Genomic DNA, 15013 nt, shown 5'->3' on the forward strand with positions numbered 1-15013 from the left:
GAGAGTCAGCTTGTATATTAAGGAAGAAACTACTTGACTTTTTTACAACATCATTCCATTAAAGATCAAACAACAAATCAATGATTCACGCTTTCATTGGCAATTTTGGGCATTTCATGATTATTGTAGCTTTTGTTACTGCAATATTATCTGCAATAGCCTATAGATTTACCGCAACAGAAAATAACATCGAGGAAAAACAACGATGGAAAAAATTAGCAAGAGCTACATTTATAATCCATGGCATAGCTGTTTTTTCAACGGTATGTACTCTCTTCTTTATGATATTCAATCATTATTATGAATACCATTATGTATGGAGTCACTCTTCTAATAATTTACCGGCTTATTACATTGTTTCTAGTTTCTGGGAAGGACAAGAAGGTAGCTTTTTAGTTTGGACGTTTTGGCATGTTCTAATTGCCTTGTTCATTATCAAAAAGTCTGGAGAGTGGGAGTACAATGTCATGTTTGTTGTGGCTGCAGTTCAAGCTTTCCTTATGTCGATGATTTTAGGTGTGACAGTGTTTGGAGCTAAAATTGGTTCTTCACCATTTATTCTTCTGAGAGACGCAATCGAGGCACCTGTATTTGCTACAAATCCTAATTTTATACCTGAAGACGGTACTGGTCTAAATCCTTTACTTCAGAATATTTGGATGGTCATTCACCCTCCTACTCTATTTATGGGATTTGCTTTAACTTTGATTCCTTTCGCATTTGTAATTGCCGCTTTATTTCAAAAAGATTACCAAGGATGGGTAAAACCAAGTATGGGATGGGTAGTTACGGCTATCTCCGTGTTAGGTATTGGTATTATGATGGGGGCTTACTGGGCCTATGAAACACTAAACTTTGGTGGTTATTGGAACTGGGACCCTGTTGAAAATGCAGTGTATGTTCCATGGTTAATTCTTGTTGCAGGTCTACACTTAATGATCATTCAGCACAAAAGTTTCGCTGCTTTAAAAGCAGGAATGGGACTTATTCTAGGTGCTTTTATTTTGATATTATATTCTACATTCTTAACACGATCAGGGGTATTGGGCGAAGGTTCTGTACACTCGTTTACAGACTTAGGATTATCAGGTCAGTTATTACTTTACTTGGTATTCTTCACTATTTTAGCAATTCTTTTGTTTGTAGCCCGCATGAAAGACATGCCTTCTGATAAAAAAGAGGCCTCTACATACAGTGCTGAATTTTGGATATTTATTGGAGCTACTGTTTTAGCATTAATGAGTTTCCAAGTATTGGTACCAACTTCTTACCCTGCCTTTAATGCTTTAGTAGCTAATTTTGGTATTTCATCAAACTTGGCTCCTCCTGCAGATGCTGTAGCTTTTTATACTAAATTTCAGTTGTGGTTTGCTATTGCTTTGGCCTTAATTTCTGGTACTGCCCAATTCTTCTTTTGGAAGAGATTGGATAAGAAAAATGTATTCAGCACGTTAACTACTCCATATATCATTACCTTAATTATTACTGCAGTTTTAATTTTAATGGGTAATGTGCATCAGCCAACTTACATCATTTTACTTACAGCGGCCATTTTTAGTTTAGTAGCTAATACCATCGTAATTGTTCAATTTACGAAATTGAAAATCTCTATTTCTGGTGGTGCTGTAACACATATTGGTGTGGCTTTAATGCTTGTAGGTATTCTTGCTTCTTCTGGTTTCGAAGATGTCATCTCTTTAAATATGAGTGGTAAAATCTACAATAGTGAATTCCCTGAAGAAATGAACAAGGAGAATGTATTGTTGTTCAGAGGCCACCCAAAACGTATGGGACAATATCACCTAACATACAAAGGACCAAGATTAACTTCTCGCGATATACCAGGGTATTTCAATAAGGAATCTGTAAAACAAAAAGCCAATGACCCGTATCATGCAGTTGTTTTAGAAGATATCATTCAAGATGGAGAAACTGTTGCGGAAATTGGAGATGAAATTCAGATTTATAATGAAAATATTTACTACGAAATCGAATACATCAGCGATAAGGGTAAATCATTCTCATTGTTCCCAAGAGTTCAAGACAACGAAGCTATGGGTCCAATTCCATCTCCAGATATTAAGTCATTCTGGAATAAAGATATGTATACTCACATTACGAATCTTGCAGTAAGCGATGATGAAGTGGAGTGGAGTAAACAAGATCCTCTTAAAATAGCTATTGGTGATACCGTATTCTTGAATGATTATGTTGTTGTTTTTGATGGGGTGAAACCACTTGAAAAAGCTCCTGGCTATCATATCAAAGAAGATGATTATGCACTTCAAGCCAACCTTAGAGTTTTACTTGGAGCTAATAACAATATCGATTTGAAGCCGTCTTATGTACTTACTCAAGTAAAGAGAATGAGTATAGATGGGCTAGTAAATGATTATGAGGCAGGTTTAATTGCTGCGACTAATAGAGAGTTAGGATTAAGAATTACTTTAAAAGAGATTCTTCCTAAAGAAAAAACATTCGTCTTTGAAGCAGAAACAGCTCAAAAAGACTGGGTGATTATGAAAGCAGTTGAAAAGCCTTTCATCAGTATCTTATGGATTGGTACTATTCTTTTGGGTGTCGGAACAGGTATTTCTGCTAGTCGACGTTTTAAAGAGAGTAAAAACAAAACCACAAAGAAAGAAACTAAAGAAGAAGTAATGGTTTAATCTTCTCTTTATATTGATATAAAAAAGGTGGATGATTTTAGAATCATCCACCTTTTTTAGCTTTATATTTTTACCAGTCTTCCTCTTCTTCCTTCACAGCAGCATCCTTTTTCTTCTTTTTCTCTTTGGCATTTTGCTCAAAAGGATCTGTTTCTAGACTTTGCTGATTATTACTATTACCAAATATCTTCTTCTTCTCAATTAAATTTCCGAGAGAATCGTACTGAGGTAGTTTGGCAAGAGAATCCGTTTCATATTTCTCCACATTGGCTTTATGAATGCTATCCAATTCGCTTTTGGGAATCATATAATGTTTCGGTTTCCATATCTCATACCATTTCCTTTTTACTAAGTACATAGAATCTGGAACTATAAAATACCCCATGCGCATAGAGTCTTCCTTAGCTACCAAATCACCATACTTCTGAAGATAAACATATCCATCGTACATTGTTGGAGGAAGAGAATCATTCGTTACAACATCTACATCATCACTATCTTGATCTGGTAATTCTTTAGCAACCATTGAATCATCATAACCTGGGCCACCTCCAAACAATAAATTCTCAAGGGAATCGCCAGAGTTCACCAAATAGATACTATCCTCTGCAATGAAATCTATTGTAGAATCTTCTTCAATTTTTTCAGGCATAGGATTTATTGTGCTTCCGATGATATAATTTGGCTTATTACCTGCCTGATGTTTCTTATCTTGATTAAAGTACTTTCCGTAAAGTCCACCTCTAGGGGCAAGCAAACCGGTCCACTCTTTTTCTCTTGATGCGTAAATTTCTTCTTCTTTTGCTGTAGAATCGTCGATAAAGTAACCTACATAAGAAACAGTACCTTTTATTTCCATTGTAGAATCTTCCCCTAATGGTAAAAAGTAGTCTGAGTCTGGATCAGGAGTTTTAGCTACATAATATAAACTATTTGGATCATCTTTTTGATAGAATACAGAGATATATGCTGGGCACACTTTCGGTACACAGGCCTGTAAAACCATACAAAAAATAATACTTATATAAACTAAAGTTTGTTTCATAAACTATTTTTTCTCCTCATTTACTCAAGTTTTCATCAAAGAAATTGAGGAGATATCTATGTAGTAAAATATTCACACTTACCTTTGAAATTGTTTTTGAGACAAGAGGTAAAGTATATATCAAATGATAAATATATAGGATATGTATAAAAGTACATATAGGATGCCAAAAAAAATTACAAATCTATCGAATTGGATGTATCATTGATTTTTTGGTAATTTGCATCGAGAATTTTAAAGATTCATTTAAATTTTACTGTTTAAAAAGTGAAAATAAATGCTTTGACTCTTTACATCTCGATGTATAAACACTAGATATGAATTCAATTTTTTCTGAAATAGGAATCCTTCTAAAAAAAGATGCAACTTTAGAATGGAGAGAGAAAACAAACTTAAATGGACTTCTTTTATTTACTATAAGTACAGTATTTGTCTGTTACTTAAGTTTTAATCAAAAAAGCACGGCTTTATCTCCTATTACATGGAACACCCTTTTTTGGATCATCCAATTATTTGCTGCCTTAAATGGTGCCAGTAATAGCTTTACTAAAGAATCGAAAGGCAGGCATTTTTATTATTATCAAATGATTAGTCCACAAGCGATCATCTTGTCAAAAATTATTTATAATGCTTTTCTGATGATGCTTATTTCATTTATTGGACTTGGTGTTTATTCACTTGTTCTTGGCAACCCTATTCAAGACTTTGGATTATTCGCATTTGTGGTCTTTTTAGGTGGATTCGGGTTTTCATCTTCCCTTACTTTAGTGGCGGGTATTGCTTCTAAAGCACAAGGAAATAGCACCCTTATGGCTGTACTTGGATTACCTGCTATTCTACCTATGATATTAATGCTCATTAAATTATCTAAAAATGCCATAGATGGAATAGCAAGAAGTCAGAGTATGGACGAAATACTTGTTATATTTGCCATCGATATAATAATAGTAACAGTATCTTTTCTACTTTTCCCTTATTTGTGGAGAAGTTAAACAATAATAAACAAAATAATGAAAGGCGCTTGGTGGAAAATCACCGCTGTGATTTTACTTTTTTACACGCTTGTAGGGGGACTTTTACTTAGTGTTCCTCGTTTAGACATTTTAAATGAAACGATCAGAAACCTATACTACCATGTTCCGATGTGGTTTGGGATGATTTTAGTCCTATTAGGTGCAATGATTTATTCTATTAAATATCTAAGATCTAACAATCTTCATGATGATTTATGGGCTTCTGAATTAACCAATACAGGTATTCTGTTTGGTATTCTTGGTATCGTTACCGGAATGATATGGGCTGCATTTACATGGGGAGAACCTTGGAGTAATGACCCTAAACAAAATGCTGCCGCTGTAGGTTTACTTTTTTACTTTGCCTACCTAATTCTTAGAGGCTCATTTAAAGATGATGATCAAAAAGCGAAAATTAGTGCTATTTATAACATTTTTGCCTTTGCTGTATTCATACCTCTTATCTTTGTATTACCTAGGTTAACAAGTTCTTTGCATCCTGGTAATGGAGGCAACCCTGGTTTCGATCAATATAAATCAGATAGTAATTTAAGACTTGTATTCTACCCTGCAATTATCGGATGGACACTCTTAGGTGTTTGGTTTACTCAATTAAGGGTAAGAATGAAAAAAGCAGAGGATAAAATTTTAGATATCGATTAATAAAAGAACAATGAAAAAGTTCATCAACACTATATTATTAAGTATTTTTTCTTTGACATTTGTAAGTGCTCAAGAGAAAATTCAGATTACGGAAAAAGATTATTCTAATTTTGGTGTAGAGATGGCAGATGCCCTACATGCGAATGGAAAAATCTATGTTGTAGTAGCTGTAGTTGCTGCTATTTGGGTAGGATTTATGGTTTACTTATTCTTAACTGACCGTAAAATCACCCAATTAGAAAAAATGATTAACGATAAATAAAACACTATGAAAAGGTCACATATATTCGGACTGATCATTATTGCCATAATGATTAGTATTTTAGTCGTTACTGCAGGAGATGCTAGTCAGTATGTAGATTTTACAACTGCTCAAGAAATAGCTGCTGATGGTAACGAAAATAAAGTTCATGTTATCGGTGAGCTTCAAAAAGATAAATCAGGTAATGTAATCGGCATTCAATACGACCCTATGAAAGATGCTAATTACCTTGCTTTCAACCTTGTTGATGAACAAAATGTAATGAGAAGAGTAGTTTGTTATTCTCCTCCTGCATCAATGAAAGATTTCGAAAAATCTGAAAAAGTGGTGGTTATTGGTCGTACAAAGAACGAACAAGAATTCCTTGCTTCTGAAATTTTAATGAAGTGTCCTTCTAAATACGAAGAGAAGCAATTGTAAGACATCAACTATTTGATATACACAGAAAGGCAACTTAGATATAATCTAAGTTGCCTTTTTTTTTACAAACTTTATTTTTCCCAATTCAAAAGTTTGTAAGAAGAATGTTGATTAGTTCTGTTGTCTTTGCGATCTATTCTTTGGTTGTGTTGTTTCACCTGAGTTCGTCTAACTCAGTAATTTTAGCTAAGTCGTTGCCATACTCGATATGTAAAGTTTTCTCTTAGTGTACAACTTTCATTTTCTTCTTTGCATCAATCTCTCTTTTAATATCTTTTACTTTAGCACTTGTAAAAGACATGAGATAATCTGCAAGTGTATTATCGTCTAATCTCGATCTATCAATAACAGAGGTATATGTATCGGGCTTTCCTTTTTTAATATGTTCAAGGAAATCATTTCTTAATTTAGCATTTTTGAGCATTTTCATTTTAGCATCTTGATAACTCAAACCATGGTTATCCATTATTTGTGCGATTCTAAACTGAAAAGTACTATTGATTTTTATACGTAAAGCATTTTGTAGTTCACTTGCGAAATATTCAGCACCTCGTCCTAAAATAACGACATTACCTCTATCGAAATAGGCATTAAGTACTGTTTCTAAAGCTTTATCTAGATGCCCATCTAATTTATTATAGTCAGGACTAAAGGAATGAATAATCTGCTCAACTAAGCCTTTCTTTTCTTGAGGAACATACTCTTCGATGGCTTTGTAGTCTAAGGAAAGCTCTTGGGATAAATCACGAATGACACTTGTATCAATAAGTATCCATTTCTTATTGAGAAGCTCGAAACCAATCTTTTCTTGATTGAGCTTATTGACTAACATTTGTCCTACTTTTCTTACAGCTGAACCGTATTCACGAGAAATAGTAACAATAACGCCTTTACGCTTTTGGGTAGCATTGCTGGAGCCGGCAAAATCCAACTCCAGTTTTCTGAGGAATTGATCTAATATATTGGTTTTCATGACAGTAAAATTAGTGATGTGTTATTTATTAATAGTAATTTACACACTTATAAAGATTTTTTAACTGACCATGATCACCAAAACTAAGTGATCTTATTTAAAATATACTGACCTAACTCTTCTTCTGATGTATAAATCTCTACCATCAAAGGATTAATTAAACCATTTACCATTGGAGGCACAGCTTCTTCTATTTCTGGATTTTCGTCTTTAATAAACTGCTCCTTGTAACGTTCTATCAATTCTTGTTGTTTTTGATAAGCACCTGCAAGCTTTGCATAGCTAAAGCCTGCTCTTTTAAGGTAAATCAATCTTGAGTCATTGATCTCGCCTTTTTTTAGTCCCATCAAAAAGCTTCCTAAATCTTCAGATATAAAACTTCTTCCTCCTAATTGTTTTTCTTCTTCGTCTAACTGTTTCATATTTAAATCAAATAATTATTCGCTTCCCATTGTTTCAGCAGCCGTTACTAATAACGATGAGCTGATTCTTTTCTTAAAGTTAGGATTAATATATTCAAAACTAATTTCTCCATTCGTCTTTACAAAAAATACAGCAGGAACAGGTAACATATTATGTTTTTCTCCGGTAGTTGTGACAATGTCCATTCCCATATTGGAGAACTTTTTAAACATTTTATCATCTAATTCGAAAGCTAAACCAAATTTCTTTGAGGCCTTCATATCACTATCTGATAATAGCATATAGTTCATCATGTGTTTGTCATAAGTTAGCGATAAATGGTCTGGTGTATCTGGCGAAATAGCCACAATTTGATAACCAATGCTTACTAAATAATCAGAAATTTCTCCTAATCCAGAAAGTTGTCTATTACAATAGGGACACCATCCTCCTCTATAAAAAATTAAGACTGTGGGTTTCTTTTTGATTAGTTTTTTCAGATCGACAGGGTTACTATCAACATCTCTTAAAGTAACTTCAGGAACATATTCACCAATTAATAAAGGAGAGATATCGTTTGCACTTTTAGGTACACTTTGTGAAAAGGCCGATAATAAAGACACTATAAAGATTGATAGAGTTAAGATAAAGTGTTTCATAGTTTGAAGTGATTAGTAATTAATTATGAGTTATAAAATACATGACAAGATAGAAAAAACTATTCTATTTTTTTTATTAAAAGTTGTATTGAAGTAACTTAGAACAGCAACAGAGATCAATTGCTCTGTTTTTAATTTAAATAAATGCCTCGACATCATCAACATTTTCTTTGGATTCTATTTTTCTGCCTATTTCAAAAAACAGTCATTGCTCAAAATACTGCTGATTCGTCGTATATAGATCATTCTTATATCAGACATATCAATGATAAAGTGAGTATCAGTACCTACTTCTCCAATTCTAAGCTTAATCTTTTATTTAATAACTATCCTCCTAAAACATGGTTCGATGATAACGGAATTGTTAGAAGAGAACGTCCTAAAGATATTTTATATACACCGAACAATAGTTACCTTATTGGTTTAGGTTTTGCCTTTGGTAACCTTGGTGTAAGAGCAAGTATTCAAACTCCATATTCCCAATATGATGAAGGAGTATATGGAAAATCTAGTGTTTTCCGTTTACGTGCTGATGGTTTTATCAAAAAATGGTATTTAGATGCTGAATATTACAGATATTCTGGCTTTATAGATAGTTCTATTCGTGTATATGACAGCCTTCAAACGGAGCCTTCTCCATTAATTCGAGACGACATCATTACTCGATCTATCAATTTACATGCGGTAAGGTTTACAAATAATCGATTCAGCTACAAGGCCGTCTTTAAACAGAAAAAGATTCAATTGAGAAGTGCCTTTACAACTTATTACAAAATCAGATATCGTTCAGAAAATTATTCAGGATTAACTCCCTTTTTACCTCCTCTTGCTAGAAATCCAGAATCACAATATGGTTCTATGACGAAACTTCGTATGAATGACCTAACTGTTATTGGTGGGGTGGCAGGTGTTCTAGTATATAAAGGTTTTTATATAGGAACAATGCTTGGAGTGGGAGTTGGTGGACAACATCAAGGTTTTACATTAGATAGCGGAAGTGACACTCAATTTTCATTTTTACCTGCTTTAGACTTTAAAGCTTCAGCAGGTTATAATCATGAAAGATTGTTTATTACTCTTCAGACCAATACAGAAGTTACCTATTCGGCATTACCTCATGCTTTAGATCAAGAATTCTTAGCCATTAGTTATTTTACCAGTTTTGAAGTGAACTGTGGTTATCGTTTTAATATGGGACCTAAATTAAATAAAACTGTGAAATGGGTAAATGATTTGATCAATCAGACAGCTCATATGATTTTTACAGGAGGTAAAAAATCAACAAAATAAAAAAAGGATAATAAACTATATTGCCTATTATCCTTTCATATCATTTGATATAAACTAGAAACTTCCTCTTAGTTTATAGGTATCCGCTACTTTTGTAATGGCCACCATATAAGATGCTATCCTTAGAGATACATTGTGTTTTTCAGCGATTTTAAACACTTTCTCAAAAGCTTCTTTCATAATTCTATCGCTTCTTCTATTTACTCTATCTCGTGTCCATTTGTATCCCAAACGGTTTTGAACCCATTCGAAATAAGAAACAGTAACACCTCCAGCATTGGCAAGAATGTCTGGAACCACAACGATACCTTTATCATGGAGTGCTTTGTCTGCCTTTGCTCCTGTTGGTCCGTTTGCACCTTCAACAATCAACTTTGCTTTTATTTTATCTGCATTCTTCGTGTTAATCACATCCTCTTTTGCAGCAGGAACAAGTACATCTACATCTAACTCTAAAAGAGCTTCGTTAGAAATCTTTTCTCCTCCAGTAAACCCTTCCAGTGTTTTGTAGGTTTCTCTATATTCACTTGCTTCTCTAAGGTCAATCCCATCAGGATTATAAAAAGCACCAGTGTGATCACTAATTGCCGTAATTTTAAGTCCTTTTTGAGCAAGTAGTTTTGCAGCATTAGAGCCTACATTACCAAAACCTTGTACAGCAACAGTTGCATCGTTTGGAGAGATTTTCATTTTTCTTAAAGCCTCCATTGCTGAAACCATTACCCCTCTTCCAGTAGCTTCTACTCTACCCAAAGAACCACCTAATACTAAAGGTTTACCTGTAACAACGGCTTGAACGGTTTTACCTTGAGCTTTAGAATATTCATCCATAATCCAAGCCATTTCTTGAGGGCCCGTTCCCATATCTGGAGCAGGAATATCGATATCTGGACCGAAAATCTCGTACATTTTTACAGTATAAGCTCTCGTTAGACGTTCTAATTCTCCACTAGACATTTTGGATGGATCACATTTTATTCCACCCTTCGCACCGCCATAAGGAATATCTACAACGGCACATTTCCATGTCATCCACGCAGCCAAGGCCTTCACCTCATCTAGGTTTACATCCATGTCGTAACGGATTCCACCTTTCGACGGACCAAGCGTGTTCGAATGAATTACTCGGTAACCTTCAAATACTTTTTTATGGCCATCGTCCATAACAATTGGTAATGATACAATAACTTGCTTGGCAGGACTTTTTAAAACTTCATAAGTTTCTAGATCGAGACCAAGTTTTTCAGCAGCAATATTAAATCGCTCCATCATAGACTCAAACGGATTTTCTTTATCCGTTATTGGAGCTGGTTCAATATATCCCATATGTTTAAGTGTGTGTGTTTATATATGTGTAATTTTTACATTTATAATTGCAATTAGCAAAAAATAGTTGCACATAAACAAACAAAACGTAAAAATTTATCAGTAGTTGTTTTTAAAATTATTCGGAAAGTACTCTATTACTGTAAGATAAGCAGGTTAAAAAGAAGTAATTTTCTTTCTCTTTTTGGTTGTACAATGTTTTTACTGTTTTAGTACCTGTAAAAATAAAATGATTACTGTACCAATGTTGTACTCCTCCACTCGTAAACTTTTTCACTTCTTTCCCTGGAGAATAATCTTGAAGAGATACCACTTTTAGATTATTAGTATATTTTAATCTATCAGAGATTTTATAAAAAAAGTTATCTCTATTTACATGAAGAAAGGCCACCTTTCTATTGTCTGCATAAGCTGTTACTGACTCAATTGGCATTTCTGTTTTTAAATTTCTTGTTACATAAGTATTGTCCCATTTTAACTCACCTGTTTCGTAATCAAATCCACAAGCAAACGAACGATTAAAATTACATTCTATTGGAAATGGAAGATGATCTTTCATCTTTTCATCCAAAAGATTCATGGGAATAAACTCTCCTTTACGGCGAATCATATTCTCGTAGTTCTGTACAAATGATGTATAAGTTGGGACTTCAGCCTTTGAATAAAATCCATCGCTCAAATATTTTGCTTGATCATTAAAAGGATAAATAAAAGTGACATCATTCACCACAAACACCACTTGATTATTCATAAACTGTAACCTATTAGGCATGATCTCTAAACGCAAAGGAGTGATCTTATCTTTTTCTCTTCTTTTATGAAACTTTGCTTCACTCTTTTCTTTTTGCTTTTCATCAAGATGACTATAGAAATTTTTGAAGAAAGAAAAGTCGTAAAACTTAGGATGCATTCTGTACCCATTTTTTGAAATGATCATTGAATAGATACCTTGAGTTTCATCCGATAAATTCCCTAAACCATATGTTCCCAACATCACAAGTTGCCCTTTACTATTGTGATAAGGCCTAAAGGTTTGATAATTATAATCTCTTTGTAATTCTTCAAAATATTGTTTGTCGATTAATCCATCCATGCTATAGTCCAAAATATATAAACCTCTGTGTATACTTGTCATCTGAGCTTTTACTACTACAGTAAGCATATCACTTTTGGGGTCAAACTCCATACAATACAAACCACCTTTTATTTGATGTACAGACGGTAAAATATTTCTTTTATCTGAATCTAAATCCCAACGAGTTACAATTGGTCTATTTTCTGCGTGACCTCCGAAGAAACACACATTGTTATGAGCTTCGAAATAGTCGACTGTCATTTTTTCTACATTTTTGTAATAGAAAACTTTATGAGCACCATCCTCTAATCGAATTCTCAATACTTGATAATTGTTTTTATTTGCTTGCATTAAAAAATAAGCAAATTCATCATCATATGTATTTAGCTTGAAATCACCATAATGATTTAAAGAAATGTCTTTGGTCCATTTCTTTTGAAATGATGACTTCACATAGGTCATTTGGATTTCGGATATTACATTACTTTTTTCACCAGCATATCGATTTCTTAGGACAAGTAAACCTTTATCTCCCATTTGACTTATTTGGTAAGCCCCGTCATATTCATGCATCATTGGAAACTTTAACGTATGTTCCTCGAAAGTTTGGGCATGAACAGAAGGTATTAAAATCAATAAAATTAAGTTTAATAAAATTGGGAATATATTGATAATGCGTTTCATAGGTTTTGATAGTAATGAGGTATGAAATCAAGTAGTATTGGGTGTTTAGAAATTGTGTATTTTTACATAAGCGATATAGCTGTGTTTATTTTTTTTACAACAATTTCTATTTGTTGAAACAATATTTTGGGTATTGTTAAAGTTCACTTATGACAAAAATCAATTTAAACTTTTATTATATTATATCTAAATTTAAAAAGATCAATATCAACAAGTTAGCTAGAAAACTTTTTATAACTTTAAGCTTTCTTTGTATTGTACAATTCATGAGTTGGGGTATTATTCATTTTTTATTCCCCTACCCTGAAAAGGTCAAATATGGTAAAGTTATATTATCCAAAAACAATGAGGTGATAGGTGCTACGTTAAATACTTCAGATAAATGGTGTTTATATAGTTCTCTGGAAGATGTTGATCCTTTTTTTATTAAAGCTATAACTCAGAAAGAAGACAAATGGTTTTATTACCATTTTGGTATTAATCCTATTTCAGTATTTAGAGCTGTTTTCTACAATTTAACTTCACAAAAACGAGTTTCAGGAGCATCTACGATTACAATGCAAGTCGTCCGTTTATTAGAACCTAAAGAAAGGACGTACCTCAATAAACTAAAAGAGGTATTTAGAGCTTATCAATTAGAATGTACATATAGTAAAGATGAAATCCTTGAAATGTATATTAACAGTATTCCCTTTGGAGGAAATATTGAGGGTATAAAAGCAGCAACTGTACTTTATCTCCAAAAAAATCCAAATGCTTTAAGTACAGCAGAGTCTTCAATGTTATCAATCATACCTAATCGACCTACCTCATTAAGTATTCAGCATCAAAAAGAGTTTTTGAAGAGCGAAAGAGATAAATGGATTGTAAGGTATTATGAGGAAGGGATAATCTCTGATGATGAAAAATATTCTGCTCTTCTAGAACCTCTTCATATTAAGAGAGAAAATATGCCGAGAACTACTCCACATCTAAATAGAAGGTTAATTAATAAGTACCCTCTAGATAAAGTGATAAAAACAAACATAGATGTGGGCAAACAGATTAAAGCTGAAAAAATTATATCTAAATATTCTAGAAGACAAAGTGGCTTAGGTATTTACAATGCTGCAGCTTTAATTATAGATAATAAAACAAATAATGTTATTGCTTACATCGGTTCTCAAGACTACGATGATGATCAAAATGCGGGGCAAATTGATGGAAATTTAGCATTAAGGTCACCTGGATCAACATTAAAACCACTTATCTATGCCCTAGGGTTTGATAGAGGTATACTTACTCCCAAGCTTCAAATTTTAGATGTCCGACACGATTTTGGTTCTTACAGTCCTGTGAATTATGATGAACAATTTCGTGGAGAAGTTACAGTTACAGAAGCGTTAAAGCAATCACTTAATATTCCTGCAGTCTCTATTTTAGAGAAAATCGGTACGCCGGCACTAATCAATAGTTTAAAAAATGCTGGTTTTAATACCATTAAAAGACAAGAAAAACGTTTAGGTTTATCACTTGCTTTGGGTGGATGTGGAGTAAATTTAACCGAACTAACAGGATTGTACGCTGCATTTGCTCAAGAAGGGTCTTACACTCCTTTACATTTTACTTCAGCTGAAATTGATTCTTCCAAGCATCAAATAGTCACCCCTGAAAGTGCTTATATGATCTATGAAATATTGAGTCAGTTAAAACGACCTGATTTCCCGAATAATTATCAAAATAGCTTTCATGCCCCTCCTATCGCATGGAAGACAGGAACATCCTATGGTCGAAGAGACGCATGGAGTGTAGGGTACAATAAAGAATATACAGTTGGAGTATGGTGTGGTAATTTTAATAATATTGGTGTTCCCGGATTAACGGGAGCAGAAACGGCGACTCCTTTACTGTTCTCATTATTCCAATCACTTTACACGGGAAATAATATTTCGAAATGGGAATACGATATACCCGAACACATTTTTGAAAGAGAGGTTTGTGCTACATCGGGAAAAGTACCAAATATCTTTTGTGACCATTTAGTAAGCGATACTTTTATTCCAGGTGTTTCTCATACTGAAAAGTGTACTCACCTAAAAAATTATTTCGTATCAACAGATTCTAGCTTTTATTATTGTCATGACTGTCTTCCAAAAGAAGGTGGCTATATCAAAAAACAATATGCTAATCCATCCGTTGAATTGATGACATTTTATTTAGAAAACAATCTACCATTTAATGCTCCACCTCAGCACAATCCTAAATGCAGGACATCAATTACTGGGGTTGCTCCTCAAATTATTTCTCCTGTAGAAGGTAGAGAATATATTATTACTGATAAAAGTACAGAGCTAGAAATGAAAGCTCATTTAAGTCCGGATGTCGCTTACACCTATTGGTATGTAAACGATCATTTTATTAAAAAAATAGAGAGAGGACAGTCACTTTTCCATCAGTTTAAATTCGGACAAAATAAAATATCATGTACAGATGATAAGGGAAGAAACGCTGAGATTTATATATTTGTTAAATAGTTAGTGGTTAATTCCCCTA

13 protein-coding genes are annotated in these 15013 nt (G+C 33.5%); 7 read left to right on the top strand and 6 right to left on the bottom strand.

Going from position 1 to position 15013, the window contains the following annotated elements; all coding sequences use genetic code 11:
- Positions 1–80 precede the first annotated feature (80 nt).
- Entirely contained in the window at positions 81–2669 is a 2589-nt protein-coding gene (ccsA, locus tag MY04_RS12110) for a cytochrome c biogenesis protein CcsA (RefSeq protein ID WP_066210025.1), read from the top strand.
- Between the two features lie 70 nt (positions 2670–2739).
- On the opposite strand, the gene MY04_RS12115 is transcribed toward ccsA (MY04_RS12110), so the two are convergent.
- Complete coding sequence (locus MY04_RS12115) at positions 2740–3714, bottom strand: hypothetical protein (RefSeq protein WP_158297680.1); 975 nt, start codon at positions 3712–3714, stop codon at positions 2740–2742.
- A 317-nt stretch (positions 3715–4031) separates the two neighbouring features.
- Here MY04_RS12115 and MY04_RS12120 point away from each other — a divergent pair, with 317 nt between their 5' ends.
- The 4 genes from MY04_RS12120 to MY04_RS12135 are packed head-to-tail and all read left to right on the top strand — an operon-like array spanning position 4032 to position 6072.
- Positions 4032–4706, top strand: coding sequence for a heme exporter protein CcmB (locus MY04_RS12120; protein ID WP_066210027.1), 675 nt, complete (start codon positions 4032–4034; stop codon positions 4704–4706).
- A gap of 18 nt (positions 4707–4724) precedes the next feature.
- Positions 4725–5390, top strand: a complete 666-nt coding sequence (gene ccsA, locus MY04_RS12125; protein WP_066210028.1) for a cytochrome c biogenesis protein CcsA — start codon at positions 4725–4727, stop codon at positions 5388–5390.
- Between the two features lie 10 nt (positions 5391–5400).
- Complete coding sequence (locus MY04_RS12130; RefSeq protein ID WP_044221421.1) at positions 5401–5652, top strand: CcmD family protein; 252 nt, start codon at positions 5401–5403, stop codon at positions 5650–5652.
- A 6-nt stretch (positions 5653–5658) separates the two neighbouring features.
- Complete coding sequence (locus MY04_RS12135; RefSeq protein ID WP_066210029.1) at positions 5659–6072, top strand: cytochrome c maturation protein CcmE domain-containing protein; 414 nt, start codon at positions 5659–5661, stop codon at positions 6070–6072.
- Positions 6073–6295: 223 nt separating this feature from the next.
- On the opposite strand, the gene MY04_RS12140 is transcribed toward MY04_RS12135, so the two are convergent.
- The 3 genes from MY04_RS12140 to MY04_RS12150 form a co-directional block, all read right to left on the bottom strand.
- Positions 6296–7045, bottom strand: a complete 750-nt coding sequence (locus tag MY04_RS12140) for a cytidylate kinase-like family protein (protein WP_066210030.1) — start codon at positions 7043–7045, stop codon at positions 6296–6298.
- A gap of 83 nt (positions 7046–7128) precedes the next feature.
- Complete coding sequence (locus tag MY04_RS12145; protein ID WP_066210031.1) at positions 7129–7467, bottom strand: hypothetical protein; 339 nt, start codon at positions 7465–7467, stop codon at positions 7129–7131.
- A gap of 15 nt (positions 7468–7482) precedes the next feature.
- Positions 7483–8106 (bottom strand): peroxiredoxin-like family protein, encoded by a 624-nt coding sequence (locus MY04_RS12150; RefSeq protein ID WP_066210032.1) that lies wholly within the window; start codon positions 8104–8106, stop codon positions 7483–7485.
- 144 nt (positions 8107–8250) lie between these two features.
- Here MY04_RS12150 and MY04_RS12155 point away from each other — a divergent pair, with 144 nt between their 5' ends.
- Positions 8251–9396, top strand: coding sequence for a DUF4421 family protein (locus MY04_RS12155; protein WP_066210033.1), 1146 nt, complete (start codon positions 8251–8253; stop codon positions 9394–9396).
- Between the two features lie 54 nt (positions 9397–9450).
- Here MY04_RS12155 and MY04_RS12160 read toward each other — a convergent pair whose 3' ends face one another.
- Both MY04_RS12160 and MY04_RS12165 read right to left on the bottom strand, forming a co-directional pair.
- Positions 9451–10722, bottom strand: a complete 1272-nt coding sequence (locus MY04_RS12160) for a Glu/Leu/Phe/Val family dehydrogenase (protein WP_066210034.1) — start codon at positions 10720–10722, stop codon at positions 9451–9453.
- Positions 10723–10840: 118 nt separating this feature from the next.
- On the bottom strand, positions 10841–12481 hold the full coding sequence (locus MY04_RS12165) for a hypothetical protein (protein WP_066210035.1): 1641 nt from the start codon (positions 12479–12481) through the stop codon (positions 10841–10843).
- Between the two features lie 266 nt (positions 12482–12747).
- On the opposite strand from MY04_RS12165, the gene pbpC reads away from it, so the two are divergent.
- Entirely contained in the window at positions 12748–14994 is a 2247-nt protein-coding gene (gene pbpC, locus MY04_RS12170; RefSeq protein WP_158297681.1) for a penicillin-binding protein 1C, read from the top strand.
- Positions 14995–15013 lie beyond the last annotated feature (19 nt).

Origin of the sequence: Flammeovirga sp. MY04, from assembly GCF_001682195.2 — a bacterium.
Lineage (GTDB): Bacteria > Bacteroidota > Bacteroidia > Cytophagales > Flammeovirgaceae > Flammeovirga > Flammeovirga yaeyamensis.